Source organism: Streptomyces flavalbus (assembly GCF_042674625.1).
GTDB classification, from domain to species: domain Bacteria; phylum Actinomycetota; class Actinomycetes; order Streptomycetales; family Streptomycetaceae; genus Streptomyces; species Streptomyces flavalbus.
The window spans coordinates 6,511,775-6,528,742 of sequence record NZ_JBHTEB010000001.1 but is presented as its reverse complement, the minus strand read 5'-3'; the positions used below and the strand labels follow the sequence as shown (position 1 = coordinate 6,528,742).

The window sequence follows — 16,968 nt, the reverse complement described above, 5'->3', positions numbered from 1 at the left end:
GGTCGGCCACCGACGCGTCAGGCACCCTCGCACGTCCGCCGTCGTCTCCGGTGTCGCTCTGAATCAGGCATACGGCAGTCGGTGAGGCGGGGCGGCAGCCTCACGTCCGACGACCGCGCAGTGCGGAGGTTCGCCCGGTGCGCCCGGTTCCGGTCGTGCCACGGTTCATCGACGTTGTCATCTCACCTGACCCGGTAGAGGGAACCCCCGCGCCGCTTGGGCGCAAGCGGTGGCTGAGAAGCGGCGGTGGCGGTGAGACTCGCAGGTGGACCTGTGCTCGTAGTCCGCGGCGGGGTACCCGCCGGCGCACGAGTCGCCCTGCCCCAGGAGGCACCCCCCATGACTTTCAATCCGCTTGAGCAGCGGGGCATCCCGCTGGACCGGCAACTGCGCAGTTGGCGAGAGCTGAACGTGCAGCCGATCGACCCCGACCGCTGCGACCCCTACACCCGGTGCCGGATCATCACGATGAACGGGATCGAGGTGGAGGCGATCCTCTTCAGCCACCAGCTCGCTCGCCATACGGCCGACCCGGAGATCAAGCGGCAGCTGGCACGGACCCGGTACATCGAGGCACAGCAGCAGAAGGTGGTGAACTGGCTGCTGCCGGGTGTCTCGTCGGTGCTGGAGACGACGATCGCCTATGAGCAGGTCGCGGTCGATCTGACGGCGTGGGTGGCGCGGATGGAGCCGGATCCGTATCTGAGGCAGGCGTACCAGTTCGGTGTCCTGGAGGACTTCGACCACCTGTACCGGTACGCCAACCTCTACGAGATGATCGAGCACCGCAAGGCGGAGTCGATCGTCGACAACCTCACCGAGGTCATGCCGGGCAGGCCCACCCGGTACCACCACCGGGATCCGGTCGACAACGTCCGCGACCCCTACGACAAGGACACCACGAACCCCCTGTCGAAGCTGCACGCGCTGACGATCATGTCGGCGGAGCAGCAGACCATGAACTTCTACATGAACACCGGCCCCACCTACATGGAGCCGATCGCCCGCCAGCTCTACCAGGAGATCGGGCTGATCGAGGAGGAGCACGTCACGCACTACGAGTCCCTCGTCGACCCGGGCGAGACGTGGTGGGAGCAACTGGTCAACCACGAGTACAACGAGTGCTACCTGTACTACTCCTTCATGGAGCAGGAGAGCGACCCGAAGGTGAAGGCGATCTGGGAGCTCCACCTGAACATGGAGCTGGAGCACCTGCACACCGCCTGCGACCTGATGCGCCGCCACGACGGACGCGAGCCGCAGGAGGTGCTGGCGCCGGAGCTGCCCAACGTGCTCACGTTCGAGCCGAACAAACAGTACCTGCGCGAACTGCTCGACACGCAGATGGACCTCACGACCCTCGGCGCGGGCTACGTCCGCGAGGCGCACGAACGGTTCGAGAAGATGCAGGAGCAGATCCACGGCGGCGAGGCCCGCCGAGCGACCGGGTGATGACCGAGCACGACGACATGTTCGGCCGCGAGTACCGCGTCCAGACCGAGGGCGAGCACCCCGACCCCACCCAGCGCGAGAAGTGAGGACGCCGCACATGTCCGAACTGCGAACACCTCAGGCCGGTGACGACCAGGCAGCCGACATCGACGTAGTGGCTCTGCTGATGCGTCAGCACGGCGACATCCGCAACCTCTTCGACGAGGTCGAGCAGAGTCTGGGCGAGGAACGACGGGACGCTTTCCGTCGCCTGGTACGCCTGCTGGCCGTGCACGAGACCGCCGAAGAGGAGGTCGTCCACCCCTTCGTCCGCAGGGCGGTCGAAGGGGGCGAGCAGGTCGTCGAAGACCGCCTGGCGGAGGAGAAGTCGGCGAAGGAAACGCTGGCGGTACTGGACGACATGGACACCGACGACCCCGAGTTCATGCCCCGGCTGATGCAGTTGCGCACCGAGGTGCAGGAGCACGCGCGGGCGGAGGAACGCTACGAGTTCGCCCACATCCGCCGCAGCACCGACGTGACCAACCTCGCCGCCATGGCCAAGGCCGTCAAAGCCGCCGAGGCGATGGCTCCCACCCGGCCGCACCCCGGTGTCGAATCGGCCACTGCCAACGTGGCCCTCGGCCCGGTGGCCGCACTCATGGACCGTACGAAGGACGCCGTCCGCAAGGCCATGGGAAAGAGCGGAAAGAGCTGACATACCCGTGAGTCGTCAGGTCGGCGGACCACAAGATCGCCCGCGGGGACCAGTCTCCGCGGGACCCGGCCGGACCAGGTGAGTCTCCGGGCCACCACCGAGCGATCGAAGCGGGAGCGTCCGGGCGGAACGTCGGACTCGGCGTCGGAGGCAGCGGCGGTGGCCACCGACGCAGACCAGCAGGACCGCCGCACGGGAGGCGCCGGGATACGGGTCCGGTGCCGCCGTCGACAACCAGCTGTCGATCGGCACCGCACCATCAGCGGATGCGCCAGCGCCCGCCCCCTTGCGGATCTCGTAGATCACCACAACCAGCCCCGGGCTCACGCTCCAGGTGGTCCCGCAGTCGCAGCACCCGGCTGCCGCATCCGGGGCGGCATGGCATCGTGCGCACAGCGGACAGGGCTCCCACCCGCGCAGACGGGACAGGGGCCGCCTGCGTGGGCCGCGGTCAGCCGCCCGGCCAGATCACCGCGCGCACGCAGCCGTCCGTCTTCTCCTTGAACATGTCGTATGCCCGCGGCGCCTCGTCCAGGGCACCGTATGAGTCGCCAGGTGGGCCGTGCTCAGCTCTCCGGCCGCCAGCCGGTCCAGCAGCATCGGGATGTAGCGCTGGCCGTGCTGCTGGGCGCCCCGCACGGTCAGGCCCTTGTTGATCACCGCGCCGAGGGGGAACTTGTCGACGGCGCCGGCGAAGACTCCGAGGACGAACACCGTGCCGCCCTTGCGGCAGGCGTGAATGGCCTGCCGTACGGCGGTGGGCCGGTCCGTCTGGAGCCGGAGCTGCTGCTTGGCCGGGTCGTAGAGGTGGACGGGGCGGTCGCTGTGGGCTTCCATGCCGACCGCCTCGACGCACACGTCGGGGCCGCGGCCTCCGGTGCGTTCGCGCAGTTCCGCGCCGACGTCGATGACGGTGTAGTCGATGACCTCGCTGCCCATGTGCCGCTCGGTCATCTCCAGGCGTTCGGGAATCCGGTCGATGGAGATCACGCGTTCCGCGCCCAGCAGGATGGCAGCGCGCGCCGCCATCTGGCCGACCGCCCCGCAGCCCCATACGGCGACGACGTCGCCGGGTTTCACCCCTGCCAGGTCGGCGCCCATCCATCCGGTGAGCACCGAGTAGGCGGGCATGTACCCGGGGGCATCGGGGTCCATGTCATCGAGTCGGCTCGGCTTTCTCCTTCGCGGCCCGCTCTCCTCAAGACGGTCGTCGACCACCTGCTCACCGTCCCGCAGCAGACGGCGGGCTGCCGGGTGAACCACTTCCTCCTCGGCGGTCTCGTGGACGGTCAGCAGGCGGACGAGTCCGCGGAATGTCTCCGCCCGGTCGTCGGCGGTGGCGTTCTCGACCCCGGCGAAGAGATCACGGATGTGGTGGTGCTGCTTCAGCAGTGCCACGACGTCGTCGTTCTCGCCGGTGTCGTCGAGGTGGGGCATGGCGTCGGTCAGGGGAGTCTCCTTGGGGTGCGATTCCGCAGCGGCGTCGGCCCGCAGCCAGAGATTCCCTGGGCTTGGTCCAGGTTCTCCGTGGTGACGGGCGGCCGCGACCGCGCGGGGTCGAACGGCGCGGGTGACAGCCCCGGCGGGCAGCCGCCCTCCACCTCGCACGGCTGCCCGGCGTCGTGGCCGGTCGTGGGGGTACCCGGGGCGGGTCAGGGGCGCCGGGCCGTGAAGGTGGTGTCGCGATGAGCGGGCGAGACCGGATCACCGAGCTGCGCCGCGTCGCCCGGGAACGGTTCGGGTGGAGCGACCTGGCCGCCGAGCAGACGGAGGCGATGGAGGCGTTGCTCGACGGCCGCGACGTGCTGGTCGTCATGCCCACCGGTTCCGGCAAGTCGGCGATCTATCAGGTGCCGACGGTCGTGCTCGGTGGTCCCGCGGTCGTGGTGTCGCCGCTGATCGCCCTCCAGCGCGACCAGGTCGCCGGCCTGCGGGACAGCGCGGCGCCGGACGCCGTGGCCGTGAACTCGGCACAGCCCCGGTCGGCCACCGAGAGGGGCTGGCGGGCGATCCGGGACGGAGGTGCCGAGTACCTGTTCCTGTCCCCCGAGCAGCTGGCCAAGGACAGTGTCGTGGAACAGCTGCGGGAACTGGGTCCTTCGCTGTTCGTCGTGGACGAGGCCCACTGCGTCTCGGCCTGGGGACACGACTTCCGTCCCGACTACCTGAACCTTGGCGAGGCCGCCGAACGGCTGGGCCGCCCGCCGGTCCTCGCTCTGACGGCGACGGCCGCGACCCCGGTCCGCGCGGACATCGTCGAGCACCTGCACATGCGCGAGGCTCACGTCGTGACGGCTGGGACCGACCGGCCGACCATCCATCTGGCGGTGCGCACCTTCACCGACGACCCCGCCAAACGTGAGGCCGTCGCTCGCTGGACGGCCCGAGCGGGCGCCCCGGGCATCCTGTACACCGCCACCCGCAAGGACGCCGAGACGTACGCGGGGCGACTGCGGCAGGACGGAGTGGACGCGGAGGCGTACCACGCGGGCATGAAGGCGGCCGACCGCCGCCGCATTCACGACGGCTTCATGGCCGACGCTCCCGCCGTGGTGGTGGCCACCTCAGCTTTCGGGATGGGCATCGACAAGCCGGACGTACGGTTCGTCGCCCACGCGTCCGTCCCGGAGTCGCTGGACTCCTACTACCAGGAGATCGGACGCGCCGGCCGGGACGGGGAGCCCGCCCGCGCGGTGCTGTTCTACCGCCCCGAGGACCTGGGACTGCAGAAGTTCCTCACCGCCCGGGCCCTGGACCACGACGCACTGCGCCGGATCATGACCACGCTGCTCGGCCAGAACGCCCCGCAGAGCCGTAGCCGCACGGCGCAGCTGTGCGGCCTGTCGCGCCGGAAGACCAGCGATCTGCTGAACCTGCTCGAAGAGGCGGAAGCGGTGACCGTCGAGGGCGGGCGCCGTGCGGTCCGGGCGCTGCCCGGCCGCACGGCGGACGAGGCCGCCGAAGGAGCGGCAAGGGTGTTCGAGCGGCGGCGCCGCGTCGACCGGTCGCGCATCGAGATGATGCGCGGCTACGCCGAGACGCCCACCTGCCGCCGCCAGTACCTTCTGGGCTACTTCGGCGAGCAGCTCGACGCACCGTGCGGGCGGTGTGACGTGTGCGACCGCGAGGACGAGCACTCCGCCACCGGGGCCGGGCACCGCGACGCCGCTCCCCCGCCCGGGAACGGCGGTCCCTACGCGGCGAACGACCGCGTGTGCCACGCGGAGTGGGGTGCGGGCACCGTGATGCGCACGGAGGAGGACCGCCTTGTCGTGCTGTTCGAGCAGGTCGGTTACAAGACGCTGTCCCTGGCAGCAGTACGGGAAGGCGACGTCCTGACCGGGCCGAGCAGCGGGTGAAAGCACCGCGAACGGTGGGCCGCGGCCGCGTCGGGGGTTCCCGCCACCGGACACTGTCGGCAGCCGCTCGGGCGGACAGGCGTCGCGGCCGGTCTGCGCAGAGGAGGAATCCATGCCCGAGACGATCAGAGAGCAGTCGGTTGCGCAACTGGGCGGCCCGAGCAGCGTGCTGGCCCGGCAACGCCGTGATCATGCCGAGATGGACAGGTTGATGGACCGCTATCGGACCCTGGCGTACGGCGAGGACCGCGAACGGATCCTGCGGGAGGCCGTCCAGCTGGTCTTCAGCCATGCCTTCGCCGAGGAGACCGTGCTGTGGCCCGCCGTCCGGCGCTCGGTCGAGGACGGTCAGGAGTTGACCTCGCGGGTCGAGGAGGAACACCAGCAGATCAACGACCTTGTCGCCGCCATCGAACGCCTGAGTCCGGGTTCTCCTGAGCGTGAGGAGAAGGTACGGCGGGTCTTCGCGCTGATGCGGCAGGACATCCGCGACGAGGAGGACCTCGTACTGCCCCGGCTGCAGGAAGCGCTGCCCGCCGCGCGGCTGCGCCGGCTCGGCACGGCGTGGGACACGGTGCGCCGCAGCGCGCCCACCCACCCCCACCCCGTCGTCCCGCGGCGCCCGCCCGCGAACGCGGCCCTGGGTGTGCCGCTCGGTCTCTACGACCGGATGCGCGATGCCTTCGGACTGAGCACGCCCATGGCCCCCGCCAAGAAGGTCCTCACCGCGCTCGCCGGGGTTCTCGCGCTGGCCGCGGCCGTCGCGAGGTGCCGCACACGACGGTGAACCAACCGTCGTGTGCGGCGCTGGGTGCCGAGGGCACCCCGGGCACGCCATCGACGTCGCACGCGTCTCTGATCGGAACGCATCATGCCCCAGACGTCCCGGCCGGACGACTGGCCGTCCGCGTGCCCAAGTCGACCCGTGTCCTCGCGCCGTCGGCCGAGTGACCGCCGCGATGCCGGTTGGCGCGGGACGTGTTCTCCTCTCCTCTGAGGGCCGGTGCACCTGTGCTTGGCCCTGTCCTGGCGGGTACCCGGCGCGGGCATCCCCAGCCGACGTCGTCGTCCAGCGGGAAGGGAGAGCCATGAGCGACTCCGTCCGGTCCGACACGGCACGGGGCACCGGCTCCGCCACTCGCGAATCCATGGCCGTCTGCGCGCTGATCGGGGCGGCGGTCATGGCCTCGGTCGACGAGATCGTCTTCCACCAGATCCTGGGGTGGCACCACTTCTACGATCGTTCCACCTCCGGCGTGGGCCTGCTGTCCGACGGACTGCTGCACACCGCCGAACTGCTGGCTCTGGTAGCGGGGTTCTTCCTCTACGCCGATCTGCGCCGCCGCAGGGTCCTGGCGTCGGCCCACGCGTGGTCGGGCTTCTTCCTCGGGCTGGGCATCTTCCAGCTGTTCGACGGAATCGTGGATCACAAACTGCTGCGCCTGCACCAGATCCGCTACGGGGTGGACGTCACCCCGTACGACTGGGCGTGGAACATCGCCGGCCTGGTCCTGCTGCTCATCGGCGTGGTCCTGGCCCTGCGCGCGGCCCGCCGCAGCGGGGCCGGGACGGCGTCGTGACACTCGCGCACCTCCACCCGGCCCGGCCACCGGACCCGGGGCGGGCCAGCTGCTCACCGCCGTGACCGCCCTGCTGGTGGCGGTGGCGTATCCGCTGGCCGCGGGGCACCTGCGGCGCCGCGGGGATGCCTGGCCCCGGTGGCGGGACGTGTCGTTCACCGCCGGGGGCGTCGGTACGGCCTGGGCGTCGGGGGGAGCTGTGCCGGGGGGACCGTTCACCGGGCACATGATCCAGCACCTCGTCGTCGGCATGGCCGCCCCACTGCTGTTCGTCGCGGCCCGTCCCCTCACCCTCGCCCTGCGAGCCCTCAGGCCCGGCCGGGCACGACGAAGCCTGCTGTTCCTCGCGCGATCCCGTCCCCTCGGCTGGCTCGTCCTCCCACCGGTGGCGGCCCTGTTGCACGTCGGCGGCCTCTGGCTGCTGTATCGGACGGAGCTGTTCGCGACCGCGCGGCACCGGCCGCTGCTTCATGGCGTGGTGCACGCACACATGCTGGCGGCAGGGCTCGTGTTCACCTTCGCCGTGTGCCAACTCGATCCGGTGCGCCGTCGCTGGAGTGTCGCCGTACGCGGTGCCACCTTGCTGGCCGCCGGCGCGGCGCACGCGGTGCTGGCCAAGACCCTGTATGCGTTTCCGCCGCCCGGCACCGACTTCACTCCGGCCGACCTACACAGCGGGGTCCAGTGGATGTACTACGGCGGCGACGTGGTGGACGCCGCCTTGGCGGTGGTGCTGGGGGCGGGCTGGTACACGGCCGTCGGACGTGCCCGCGCCCGTCGCACCCGACGTGGAACTGCCCCGACCGGCTCCGAACAGAGGTCGACCGGTGCAGCCGGGGCATTCGGTGGCCGTCCGCAGGGCGGCGGTACGGCGACATCCGCGATCTGTGCGACGAGGTGGAGAAGACCACCGGGGTTCGACAGGGCAGCCGGGACGACGGCGGTGGGCAGCGGCTGGAGATCCTGAACGGAAGTGCCGGAGTGTGGCGCTGCCGCGCGATCTCCATCTGCACGGACGTATTCCGCGGGGCGTCGCCGTCACCAAGGCGATCCACGAAGTGGAGCGGCACTGATCACACGCCGCATCTGACCGAGCCGGTCGTTCACCGTCGGCCGCTCCTGACCTTTCCCGTACTCCGCGCTGGGGACGAACGCAGCCAGGCCGCGATCCATCCGGTCTGCATCGCGGCGTCGAGGAGGTACGTCGGCCGGATCCGCCCCTTGGGTACGTAGACCAGGTCGACGGCCAGCAGGGTCAGGGCGGTGCCCAGCCCGATGCGGCGGGCGTGGGCCGGGCCCTGCGTGTCCGCGGCCGCCGCGAGTTGGGCGGCGCCGACGGAGGCGAGCAGTCCGCCCGTCGTCCTCTGCAGCCACACGTCGGTCTTCGGGCCGAAGACCCACTCGAAGCTGCGCAGGTGCAGCAGGGGCCACAGTCCGCCCACGATGTTGAAGGCACCGTGCGCGACCGCGAGCGTGTGGGCGGGCTTCCGCACTCCGGTTGTGTCCAAGGGACATCCCTTTGTAGGTTCCGACCGGGTACCCCTGTCCAGGCGCCCTCACTCCGGGCCGAGTTCGACCGTCGTCGTGACCCGGGTGACGGAGGGGTTCCTCGGCGCCGAACCGAACCCGAAGCGCACGGGCGGCTCGACCGGTGCCATCGGCCCGAGGTGCGCGCCTCCGTAGGCGGCCGAGACGGCACGGATCGGCAGCAGGTCCCGGGCGCCGTACCACTCCCGGCGGCCCCGGCCGGCGCTGCCACGGGTGCGCACGCCGGGCAGCAGCAGGCGGGCGGGCCGGTCCGTGAGCGCGCTCCATGCCGGACGGCGGGCGAGTGGGCCGGGCACGGTCCGCAGCGCGAGGCCCAGCAGCCCTCGCCGACCGGTGGTGAAACGCAGGTCGAGTGGCCCGGCGGTGACGGTCCAGGCGTCGTTCGTGACGCTCACCTCGACCGGCACGACACAGACCGTGTCGAAGACGTAGGTGGCGCTGATGAAGTCCACTGTGTCGCGCGTGGGGGCCAGCAGCAGCCTGTCACCGTCGGCTCGCTCCAGCATCACGTCGCTGAACGCTCCGAAGGGCGACGCCTGCCAGTGTCCGAGCACGATCCGCGTGCCGGAGGAGGTGCCCATGCCCGCGATCCAGCCGTCGAAGCGCACGCGCGGGCGTCGGGTGACGGCGCCGGGATGCCGGCGAGGGGTGTCAGGAAGGCTGGGAGACGCGCTGCGGGGCGCACGGCCTGGAGGGCCCGAGCCGCACATGCCTGACTCCTTCCGAGAAGTGCACCAGGGGCTCACCGAGGGGGGCTTCCTCAAGGCCCGCCGCGGCGGTCAGTGTCTCCTCCAGTACCTCGACGCCCGCGTCGGCCAGCGGCCACGGCTCGTGCTCGACGGGCGTCTCCCAGAACATGCCGAGCCTGCGGGTGTACGCCCGCCAGCGCGAGGTCAGCCACACGTCCCGCTCCGTCGGATCGATCGGGTCGCCAGGCCGGACGACCAGACGGTAGGAGGCGGCACCGAGCCATCGGGAACCGGAGTACGAGACGGTGTCCCCGTCCTGGGACACGCGGAGGGTGCCCGGGTTGTACGGTGCGCCGATGGCGCGGGCCGTCACCATCGGGGGGAAGGCGACCTCGATGGACAGGAACCAGAGCCCGTCCCGGCCGTCGCGGTGCCGTACGTACGTGCGCAGGTTGGTCTCCGCGAACGTGGGCAGGCCGGGCAGCGAGGCGGGAACGCCGGGTGGTCGCACGTCCGCCATGACAAAGGGGGTGAGCCCCACCCAGGCGGCCCCCTCGTACTCGTCCACGACCAGTCCCCCGGGCAGGAGTGCCTGGACCGCGTCAGGCCGGAACGGCCAGTGGACGAACGTCTGCGTCAACCAACCCGCCCGCAGCGCTGGCAGGCGCACCCGCTGCTCCGCTCCGTATGCCGCCACCGGTGTCGGGTCCCCGTCGCACGAGCGAAGGAAACCCGCGGGCCCCGGCAGGGTCGGCGGAACGACGCGGGCCTGTGATGGAAGAGGCCAGGACGCCGGGCGTGCGGCCGAAACACCTCGCCCGCAGGGCAGGTGGTAGGTCTGCCGCAGGAACGCGGCCGTGTCCCGCAGGGCCTGGGTGCGGCCCGCCTTGTGGCGCGCCGGTGTCGGCGCACCGGCTTTCGGCCTCCGCCCACTGGCCGAGCTGCGGGGCGATGTCGAGGTGGTCGCGGTACAGCGTGCCGTGTTCGCCGTCGAGGGCCGCTCGTGTGCGCTCCTCCGTCCCAGTCGCCCAGCTCGCCCGTACGAGATCCAGCAGTTCCTCATCAGGCCGCCGCACGGTCTTCTCCTTCGTTCCCCTCAGGCCGAGAACAAGCAGCCCAGTCGTCCTCACAGGTACCCGTCATCGGATCCCGGTCGCGTCTGACGGCCGACTTCCAGACGACGGCGACCTTCTGGTCGAGGAACAGGAAGTAGCGTCGCTCTTCCTCGCGGTCTGCCCCCGCGCGTCGCTGAGGGCCGGGTGCGCACGCTTCAGCCAGCGCGGCCTCCCTCAGCCTCGGACCCACTCCGGGACCCGGGGGCCGTTGCCGGGGGTCAGCCGGCCTGGTCGACTGTTTGCGGTATGCGCAGGTGGAAACCCGGCTGAGCATGAGCACGACGCCACGCCGTCGGATGCGGCAGAACCGGGTTCTGTGGCTACTGGACCGCCTGGAGCGTGCCCCCGGGGCCGATGCGGTGATCGACGCGCTCGGCCGGGGTGTGCACGGCCTGCCGCTCGGTCGCGGCCGGGACGCGCTGCACGGAAGGTGGCTGGGCCACCCCGTGCATCCGCTGATGGTGCAGGTGCCGATCGGCGGCTGGCTCTCCGCGGCCCTGCTCGATCTACGGCCCGGCCGCTCCCGTGAAGCGGAAGTGCTCGTCGGTGTCGGCCTGACCGCCGCCGCCCCCGCCGCCCTGGCAGGCTGGGTCGACTGGGCGGAACTGCACCGCCAGCAACAACGCGTGGGCCTGGCGCACGCCCTGAGCAACCTGACAGCCGTCGCGCTGTACGCCACCTCGCTCACCTGCCGCCTCAAGGGACGCCACGTGGCCGGCCGTGCCTACGGCCTGCTGGGACTGACGGCGGTCGGAGTCGGCGGTATGCTCGGCGGCCACCTCGCCTACCGTCAGGCGTCCGGCGCCAACCACGCCGAAGAGGTGCCGCACGTGGTCACGGAGGGCTGGCACCAGATCGGCACCGTGGACGAGTTCCCGGTCGGCCGACCCGTGCGGCGCAGCGTGGACGACGTACCGGTCCTGGTCGTGCGCGAAACCGGCGGCACCGTCCACGCCCTGGCCGACCGGTGCAGCCACCTCGCCGGACCACTGTCCGAGGGCACGGTCGCCGACGGATGCGTCCAGTGCCCCTGGCACGGAAGCGTCTTCCGCCTCTCCGACGGCTGGAACGTACGCGGCCCCGCCACCGCTCCCCAGCCCGCCTTCGACACTCGGACCACCGACGGCCACGTCGAGATACGCCTGCGCCAGGACGACCGGGCGGAGCACGCGGACAGCAGCCGGGAGACAGAGCGGGCACGGGGCGCCGCGGAGGAGGGTGTGGCCCATGGATCCCCTGGCCACCACGCCCGACGACAGGGCTGAGACGACAGATGACGCGATGGCTGACAAGACGGCTCACAACCGCCTCGCACCACGTCTGCGCGAGCTTGCCCGGCGCACCGGACGACGGTACTCCGCAGGGCATGACCGGCCGCTGGGCGCCTATCTCGCGTCCATGACGGGATTCGGGGCGTAGACGGCGGCCTGGGCCGCGGCGGTACGACTGCGCGGGTGCCCCCTGCCCGATCGGCCCCAGCCCTGGGACGTGGCCCTGACCTCGGTCGCCACCTTCCGGCTCAGCAGGCTCCTGAGCAAGGCGTCCGTCACCAGTCCGCTGCGCGCGCCCTACACACGGTACGCAGGCCCGCAGGGCCCCGCCGAGCTGCGCGAGGAGGTGGAGCCGGAAGGCGGCGGGGACACCGTCGGCGAGCCGGTGACCTGCCCCTTCTGCACGAGCGTCTGGGTGGTGTCCACCCTGACCGCTGGCCAGTTGCTGTGGCCGAGGGCAACCCGGACCGCCATGGGCGCGTTCGCGGCACTGGCCGGCTCGGACGCGCTGCAACTGGCGTACGGCGCGCTGGTGAGCCTGGACCGCCGGGGACGACTGATCCGGGCCGCGGAGAGCCGGAGTGCAACGGTGCCCACGCCAGCCGCTGCACTGCCTCCAACCTCTGTGCACAGACGCCCCGCCGGACCGCACCAGAAGGGCTCCTCGTCGCACGCCGCTGTCACACGGCTATCACCGACTGCGTCGACTGCCCCCGACCAGAACGCCCTGACCTGGCGGTACACGCCCACCTTGGACTGGCCTGGACGCCCACGGACGGTCTCTACAACGTGTGCCATGTGGTGCCGAGTGAGGGACCCAGGATCAGGACAGGTGCGTCTTCTGGCCCGTCAAAGCGGTACTGCAGTGTGTTCGGTGGTGTCTCCCATGTGGTCCGACTTCGCCGACGAGCGAACGGTAAGGGCCCGGCGTCCCGAAGCCGGGATGCCGGGCCCTTACGGAGCCGCGCGAATCAGGCGGGGCGGATGTTCTCGGCCTGCGGGCCCTTCTGGCCCTGCGTGACGTCGAACTCGACCTTCTGGCCCTCATGCAGCTCGCGGTAGCCCTGGCTGGCGATGTTGGAGTAGTGGGCGAAGACGTCGGGGCCGCCGCCCTCCTGCTCGATGAAGCCGAAGCCCTTCTCGCTGTTGAACCACTTCACTGTGCCCGTAGCCATGACTGTCTCCTTCGAGGGAAAACCGGGCGCGCACCCTGCGCGACCGGGAGGTGATCGCCCTGGTCCGGAGAGGCGCCGCACAGCAAGAACGCCCGTGAGGCGATCACGGGCGAACGGAACTTCGGAACCACGACTGCTGATCACAACGCTATAACGGCACGACGGATGCCGCCAGTGAAAACGCGCCAGCGTTCGGCCCGGGAGGAAGGGCTGGATCGCCCGAGCGGCTCGGCCGACGGTGATCGGGCGGTTTCGCGCCCTTCTGTCGCACAAGGCCGGGGCGACGCTGCGGGTGCACCGCCGCGTCGGGGAAGGGGACCGCACAGGCAATGGATCATCCTGTCCCGCTCTCCGGGTACCGTCAGGGTATGAGTCATCCGCACCCCGAGCTGAAAGCCGCCCCGCCTCTCCCCGAAGGGGGGCTGCGGGTCACCGCCCTGGGCGGCCTGGGCGAGATCGGCCGCAACATGACCGTCTTCGAGCACGCGGGCAAGCTGCTCATCGTCGACTGCGGCGTGCTGTTCCCCGAGGAGACCCAGCCCGGTGTGGACGTGATCCTGCCGGACTTCACCTCGATCCGCGACCGGCTGGACGACATCGTGGCCGTGGTACTCACCCACGGCCACGAGGACCACATCGGGGGCGTGCCGTACCTGCTGCGCGAGCGGTCCGACATTCCCCTCGTCGGCTCCAAGCTGACGCTGGCGTTCCTGGAGGCCAAGCTCAAGGAGCACGGCATCCGCCCGCGCACGGTGCGGGTGCGGGAGGGCGACCGGCGCGGCTTCGGGCCCTTCGACTGCGAGTTCGTCGCGGTCAACCACTCCATCCCCGACAGCCTCGCGGTCGCGATCCGCACCCGGGCCGGGATGGTGCTGCACACCGGCGACTTCAAGATGGACCAGTTCCCCCTCGACGAGCGCATCACCGACCTGCGCGCCTTCGCCCGCCTCGGCGAGGAGGGCGTGGACCTGTTCCTCACCGACTCCACCAACGCCGAGGTGCCCGGCTTCACCACCTCCGAGCGTGAGCTGAACCCGGCGATCGAGCAGGTGATGCGCACCGCGCCGCGCCGGGTCATCGTCTCCAGCTTCGCCAGCCACGTGCACCGCATCCAGCAGGTCCTGGACGCCGCCCACCAGTACGGCCGCAAGGTCGCCTTCGTCGGCCGCTCCATGGTCCGGAACATGGGCATCGCCCGTGACCTGGGCTACCTCAAGGTCCCCTCCGGTCTGGTCGTGAGCACGAAGGAGCTGGAGAAGCTCCCGGACCACAAGATCACTCTGGTGTGCACCGGCTCCCAGGGCGAACCGATGGCCGCGCTGTCACGGATGGCCAACCGCGACCACATGATCCGCATCGGCAAGGGCGACACCGTCCTGCTCGCCAGCTCCCTGATCCCCGGCAACGAGAACGCCATCTACCGGGTGATCAACGGACTCACCCGGTGGGGCGCCCACGTGGTCCACAAGGGCAACGCCAAGGTGCACGTCTCCGGTCACGCCAGCGCCGGTGAACTCGTCTACTGCTACAACATCGTCAAGCCCCGCAACGTGATGCCCGTGCACGGGGAATGGCGCCATCTGCGGGCCAACGGCGACCTCGCCATCCGTACCGGTGTCGACCCCGACCGGGTCGTCATCGCCGAGGACGGCGTCGTCGTCGACCTGGTCGACGGGCGGGCCGCCATCACCGGCAAGGTCCCGGCAGGCAACGTCTACGTGGACGGCATGGAGGTCGGCGGCGCCACCGAAGCGTCCCTCAAGGACCGCCTCACCCTCGCCGCGGAAGGCGTGGTCACGGTGGTGGCGATCGTCGACGCGGACACCGGCGCCCTCGCCGAGGCCCCCGACTTCCTGGCCCGCGGCTTCGTCCATGACGAGACCACCTTCGAGCCGGTCATCCCCGTGATCGAGAAGACCCTGGCCACCGCGGCCGAGGAAGGCGTCGGGGACGCGCGCCAGCTCGAACAGCTCATCGCCCGCGCCGTGGCGAACTGGGCGTTCCGCACCCACCGTCGCAAGCCGCTCATCATCCCCGTCATCATCGACGCCTGAGCCGCGGCCCGGCAGCACGGTCCGGCCAGCGGGCCGCGAGGGAGTCGAGGTCACGGGCGGCGGTGGGACGCGCGAGTGGAGGTCGCGAGCGCCGGTGAAGCGGTCAGAGCGCGGGACTCATCGACTCAGCCGCCGCTCTTGCGCCTGAACGACCGCTGGCTCGCAGCCGGACCGTGCGCCGAACGCACCTTCGACCCCTCGGACCTGGCGGCACCCTCAGCGGCATCCGTCTGCGCGCCGCGCTTGCGCGCCAGGGCTTCGCGGAACTTGCGCTTGAGGTCGTAGTTGCCGTCGCTGTCCGGCTCCAGAGGGGACGTCTCGGGGGCAGTCGGCTCGGGGGCGGTCGGCTCGGGGGCGGTCGGCTCCGAACCTTCCGTGGGTACGGGCTCTGCGGTCATGGTGACCTCCTGGGTTCGGCGGGGGGTGGGCAAGCACAGCTTGTCACGCCGGGCGCGGTGCGCGGCGCCGACAACATCATCCCGCTCCGTTGCGACGCACGAGGGCGGCCTTGCGGGCCTCGGCGAGCTTGCGGGCCTCGCCCGCCTTCCGGGACCTGCCGCCAGCGCCGCGGGAGGCGCCCTTGCTGGTGCCGAGGCCGCGGAAGGGGGCGTGGGTGTTCTTGGGTCGGGGGACGGCGGGCTCGCCGTCGAGCGGGATGCCGGAGGGGGTCCTGGCGCCGGTGATCCGGCTCAGTTCCGCCTCGCCCGAGCGCACCTTGGTGACGGTCGGCTCGATGCCTGCCCCGGCCATCATGCGGCTCGCCTCACGTCGCTGGCCCGCCAGCACGAGCGTGACCACGCTGCCGGACTCACCGGCGCGGGCGGTGCGGCCCGCCCGGTGCACGTAGTCCTTGGCGTCGGTGGGCGGGTCGACGTTGACCACGAGATCGAGGTCGTCGACATGCAGGCCACGGGCCGCGACGTTGGTCGCCACCAGAACGGTGAGCTGGCCGTTCCTGAACTGCGCCAGGGTCCGTGTGCGCTGTGGCTGGGACTTGCCGCTGTGCAGCGCCCCGGCGGGCACCCCGCTGGCCCGCAGGTGCCGGGTGAGCTGGTCGACGGCGTGCTTGGTGTCGAGGAACAGCAGTACGCGGCCGTCGCGGGCGGCGATCTCCGTGACGACGGCGTAGCGGTCGGGGCCGTGGACGACCAGGACGTGGTGCTCCATCGTCGTGACGGTGCCCGCAGCGGGGTCGACCGAGTGGACGACGGGGTCGTGGAGGTAGCGGCGGACCAGTTGATCGACGTCGCGATCGAGCGTGGCCGAGAAGAGCATCCGCTGGCCGTCGGGGTGCACCTGGTCGAGCACGTCGGCGACCTGCGGCAGGAACCCCAGGTCGCACATCTGGTCGGCCTCGTCCAGCACGGTGGTCTTCACCCGTCCCAGGCGGCAGGCGTTGCGCTCGACCAGGTCGTGCAGGCGTCCGGGGGTGGCGACGACCACCTCGGCTCCCTGACGCAGCGCGGCGACCTGTCGGCCGATCGACGTTCCGCCCACGACCGTGGCGGTCCGCAGCCGCAGTGCCTCGGCGTACGGCGCCAGCGCCTGGGTGACCTGTTGGGCCAGCTCCCGGGTGGGCACCAGGATCAGGGCGAGGGGTTGCTTCGGTTCCGCGCGCCGCCCGGACATCCGGGCGAGCAGCGGCAGGCCGAAAGCGAGCGTCTTGCCTGATCCGGTGCGTCCGCGCCCCAGGATGTCGCGCCCCTTGAGGGCGTCGGGCAGCGTGGCGGCCTGGATCGGGAAGGGTTCGCGCACCCCGAGTTCGCTCAGTGTCCGCAGCAGCTCCGTCGGCAGTTCCATACCGGCGAAGGTGACGGCCGGGAGCAGCGCCGGGGCCGGTGCCCCGGGCTGGGCGGGACCGCCGTGAGCGATACCGGAGTCATGGGGATGCTTCATGAACAGCCTTCCGCAGGGAACGTACCGAGGAAGGCCCGGCAGGTGTGAACAGCCCACGCACAAGCCGAACGGTACAGGCGGAACCGCCCACCGCGACGACCGCGCAAACACGTCAGGCTAACACGCGGCATG

Annotated in this window: 14 protein-coding genes and 3 pseudogenes; 10 read left to right on the top strand and 7 right to left on the bottom strand. The window is 71.1% G+C overall.

Going from position 1 to position 16,968, the window contains the following annotated elements:
- The first annotated feature begins 339 nt into the window (after positions 1-339).
- Both ACFQZ6_RS29155 and ACFQZ6_RS29150 read left to right on the top strand, forming a co-directional pair.
- Positions 340-1,538: pseudogene (locus tag ACFQZ6_RS29155) on the top strand (hypothetical protein).
- Positions 1,539-1,549: 11 nt separating this feature from the next.
- Positions 1,550-2,149 carry a hemerythrin domain-containing protein gene (locus ACFQZ6_RS29150; protein WP_381614823.1) on the top strand — a complete coding sequence of 200 codons (600 nt, stop codon included), beginning with the start codon at positions 1,550-1,552 and terminating at the stop codon, positions 2,147-2,149.
- Positions 2,150-2,617: 468 nt separating this feature from the next.
- Here ACFQZ6_RS29150 and ACFQZ6_RS29145 read toward each other — a convergent pair whose 3' ends face one another.
- The gene (locus ACFQZ6_RS29145) at positions 2,618-3,586 is read right to left on the bottom strand and encodes a zinc-binding dehydrogenase (RefSeq protein ID WP_381614820.1); all 969 of its coding nucleotides are present in this window, start codon (positions 3,584-3,586) and stop codon (positions 2,618-2,620) included.
- Between the two features lie 248 nt (positions 3,587-3,834).
- On the opposite strand from ACFQZ6_RS29145, the gene ACFQZ6_RS29140 reads away from it, so the two are divergent.
- The 5 genes and pseudogenes from ACFQZ6_RS29140 to ACFQZ6_RS29120 all read left to right on the top strand — a co-directional run.
- The gene (locus tag ACFQZ6_RS29140; RefSeq protein WP_381614817.1) at positions 3,835-5,508 is read left to right on the top strand and encodes a RecQ family ATP-dependent DNA helicase; all 1,674 of its coding nucleotides are present in this window, start codon (positions 3,835-3,837) and stop codon (positions 5,506-5,508) included.
- 112 nt (positions 5,509-5,620) lie between these two features.
- Positions 5,621-6,295, top strand: coding sequence for a hemerythrin domain-containing protein (locus ACFQZ6_RS29135; protein ID WP_381614814.1), 675 nt, complete (start codon positions 5,621-5,623; stop codon positions 6,293-6,295).
- Between the two features lie 301 nt (positions 6,296-6,596).
- Complete coding sequence (locus ACFQZ6_RS29130; RefSeq protein ID WP_381614811.1) at positions 6,597-7,088, top strand: DUF2243 domain-containing protein; 492 nt, start codon at positions 6,597-6,599, stop codon at positions 7,086-7,088.
- Between the two features lie 61 nt (positions 7,089-7,149).
- On the top strand, positions 7,150-8,055 hold the full coding sequence (locus tag ACFQZ6_RS29125) for a cytochrome c oxidase assembly protein (RefSeq protein WP_381614809.1): 906 nt from the start codon (positions 7,150-7,152) through the stop codon (positions 8,053-8,055).
- Positions 8,016-8,161 (top strand): annotated as a pseudogene (locus ACFQZ6_RS29120) (succinate dehydrogenase iron-sulfur subunit); the annotation flags it as partial. The gene ACFQZ6_RS29125 and the pseudogene ACFQZ6_RS29120, both read left to right, overlap by 40 nt.
- 30 nt (positions 8,162-8,191) lie before the next feature.
- On the opposite strand, the gene ACFQZ6_RS29115 reads toward ACFQZ6_RS29120, so the two are convergent.
- The 3 genes from ACFQZ6_RS29115 to ACFQZ6_RS29105 form a co-directional block, all read right to left on the bottom strand.
- Entirely contained in the window at positions 8,192-8,596 is a 405-nt protein-coding gene (locus ACFQZ6_RS29115; protein WP_381614807.1) for a hypothetical protein, read from the bottom strand.
- A gap of 48 nt (positions 8,597-8,644) precedes the next feature.
- On the bottom strand, positions 8,645-9,217 hold the full coding sequence (locus ACFQZ6_RS29110; protein WP_381618730.1) for a hypothetical protein: 573 nt from the start codon (positions 9,215-9,217) through the stop codon (positions 8,645-8,647).
- Between the two features lie 70 nt (positions 9,218-9,287).
- Positions 9,288-10,022 (bottom strand): YqjF family protein, encoded by a 735-nt coding sequence (locus ACFQZ6_RS29105; RefSeq protein ID WP_381614804.1) that lies wholly within the window; start codon positions 10,020-10,022, stop codon positions 9,288-9,290.
- Between the two features lie 690 nt (positions 10,023-10,712).
- Here ACFQZ6_RS29105 and ACFQZ6_RS29100 point away from each other — a divergent pair.
- Both ACFQZ6_RS29100 and ACFQZ6_RS29095 read left to right on the top strand, forming a co-directional pair.
- Complete coding sequence (locus ACFQZ6_RS29100) at positions 10,713-11,705, top strand: Rieske 2Fe-2S domain-containing protein (RefSeq protein WP_381614801.1); 993 nt, start codon at positions 10,713-10,715, stop codon at positions 11,703-11,705.
- A gap of 223 nt (positions 11,706-11,928) precedes the next feature.
- A pseudogene (locus tag ACFQZ6_RS29095) lies at positions 11,929-12,222 on the top strand (DUF1360 domain-containing protein); the annotation flags it as partial.
- Positions 12,223-12,682: 460 nt separating this feature from the next.
- Here ACFQZ6_RS29095 and ACFQZ6_RS29090 read toward each other — a convergent pair.
- A complete protein-coding gene (locus ACFQZ6_RS29090) occupies positions 12,683-12,886 on the bottom strand; it encodes a cold-shock protein (protein ID WP_381614798.1) in 204 nt (67 codons plus the stop codon).
- 368 nt (positions 12,887-13,254) lie between these two features.
- Between ACFQZ6_RS29090 and ACFQZ6_RS29085 the strand changes: the two genes are divergently transcribed.
- A complete protein-coding gene (locus ACFQZ6_RS29085; protein WP_381614795.1) occupies positions 13,255-14,940 on the top strand; it encodes a ribonuclease J in 1,686 nt (561 codons plus the stop codon).
- 125 nt (positions 14,941-15,065) lie between these two features.
- Here ACFQZ6_RS29085 and ACFQZ6_RS29080 read toward each other — a convergent pair whose 3' ends face one another.
- Together ACFQZ6_RS29080 and ACFQZ6_RS29075 are read right to left on the bottom strand one after the other, a co-directional pair.
- Positions 15,066-15,338, bottom strand: coding sequence for a DUF5302 domain-containing protein (locus ACFQZ6_RS29080; RefSeq protein WP_381614792.1), 273 nt, complete (start codon positions 15,336-15,338; stop codon positions 15,066-15,068).
- A 76-nt stretch (positions 15,339-15,414) separates the two neighbouring features.
- Complete coding sequence (locus ACFQZ6_RS29075; protein ID WP_381614790.1) at positions 15,415-16,836, bottom strand: DEAD/DEAH box helicase; 1,422 nt, start codon at positions 16,834-16,836, stop codon at positions 15,415-15,417.
- Positions 16,837-16,968: the final 132 nt, after the last annotated feature.

Coding starts and splice junctions, on each gene's coding strand:
- ACFQZ6_RS29150 (WP_381614823.1), top strand. CDS start 1,550: ATGTCCGAACTGCGAACACCTCAGGCCGGTGACGACCAGGCAGCCGAC.
- ACFQZ6_RS29145 (WP_381614820.1), bottom strand. CDS start 3,586: ATGCCCCACCTCGACGACACCGGCGAGAACGACGACGTCGTGGCACTG.
- ACFQZ6_RS29140 (WP_381614817.1), top strand. CDS start 3,835: ATGAGCGGGCGAGACCGGATCACCGAGCTGCGCCGCGTCGCCCGGGAA.
- ACFQZ6_RS29135 (WP_381614814.1), top strand. CDS start 5,621: ATGCCCGAGACGATCAGAGAGCAGTCGGTTGCGCAACTGGGCGGCCCG.
- ACFQZ6_RS29130 (WP_381614811.1), top strand. CDS start 6,597: ATGAGCGACTCCGTCCGGTCCGACACGGCACGGGGCACCGGCTCCGCC.
- ACFQZ6_RS29110 (WP_381618730.1), bottom strand. CDS start 9,217: ATGGGCACCTCCTCCGGCACGCGGATCGTGCTCGGACACTGGCAGGCG.
- ACFQZ6_RS29100 (WP_381614801.1), top strand. CDS start 10,713: ATGAGCACGACGCCACGCCGTCGGATGCGGCAGAACCGGGTTCTGTGG.
- ACFQZ6_RS29090 (WP_381614798.1), bottom strand. CDS start 12,886: ATGGCTACGGGCACAGTGAAGTGGTTCAACAGCGAGAAGGGCTTCGGC.
- ACFQZ6_RS29085 (WP_381614795.1), top strand. CDS start 13,255: ATGAGTCATCCGCACCCCGAGCTGAAAGCCGCCCCGCCTCTCCCCGAA.
- ACFQZ6_RS29080 (WP_381614792.1), bottom strand. CDS start 15,338: ATGACCGCAGAGCCCGTACCCACGGAAGGTTCGGAGCCGACCGCCCCC.
- ACFQZ6_RS29075 (WP_381614790.1), bottom strand. CDS start 16,836: ATGAAGCATCCCCATGACTCCGGTATCGCTCACGGCGGTCCCGCCCAG.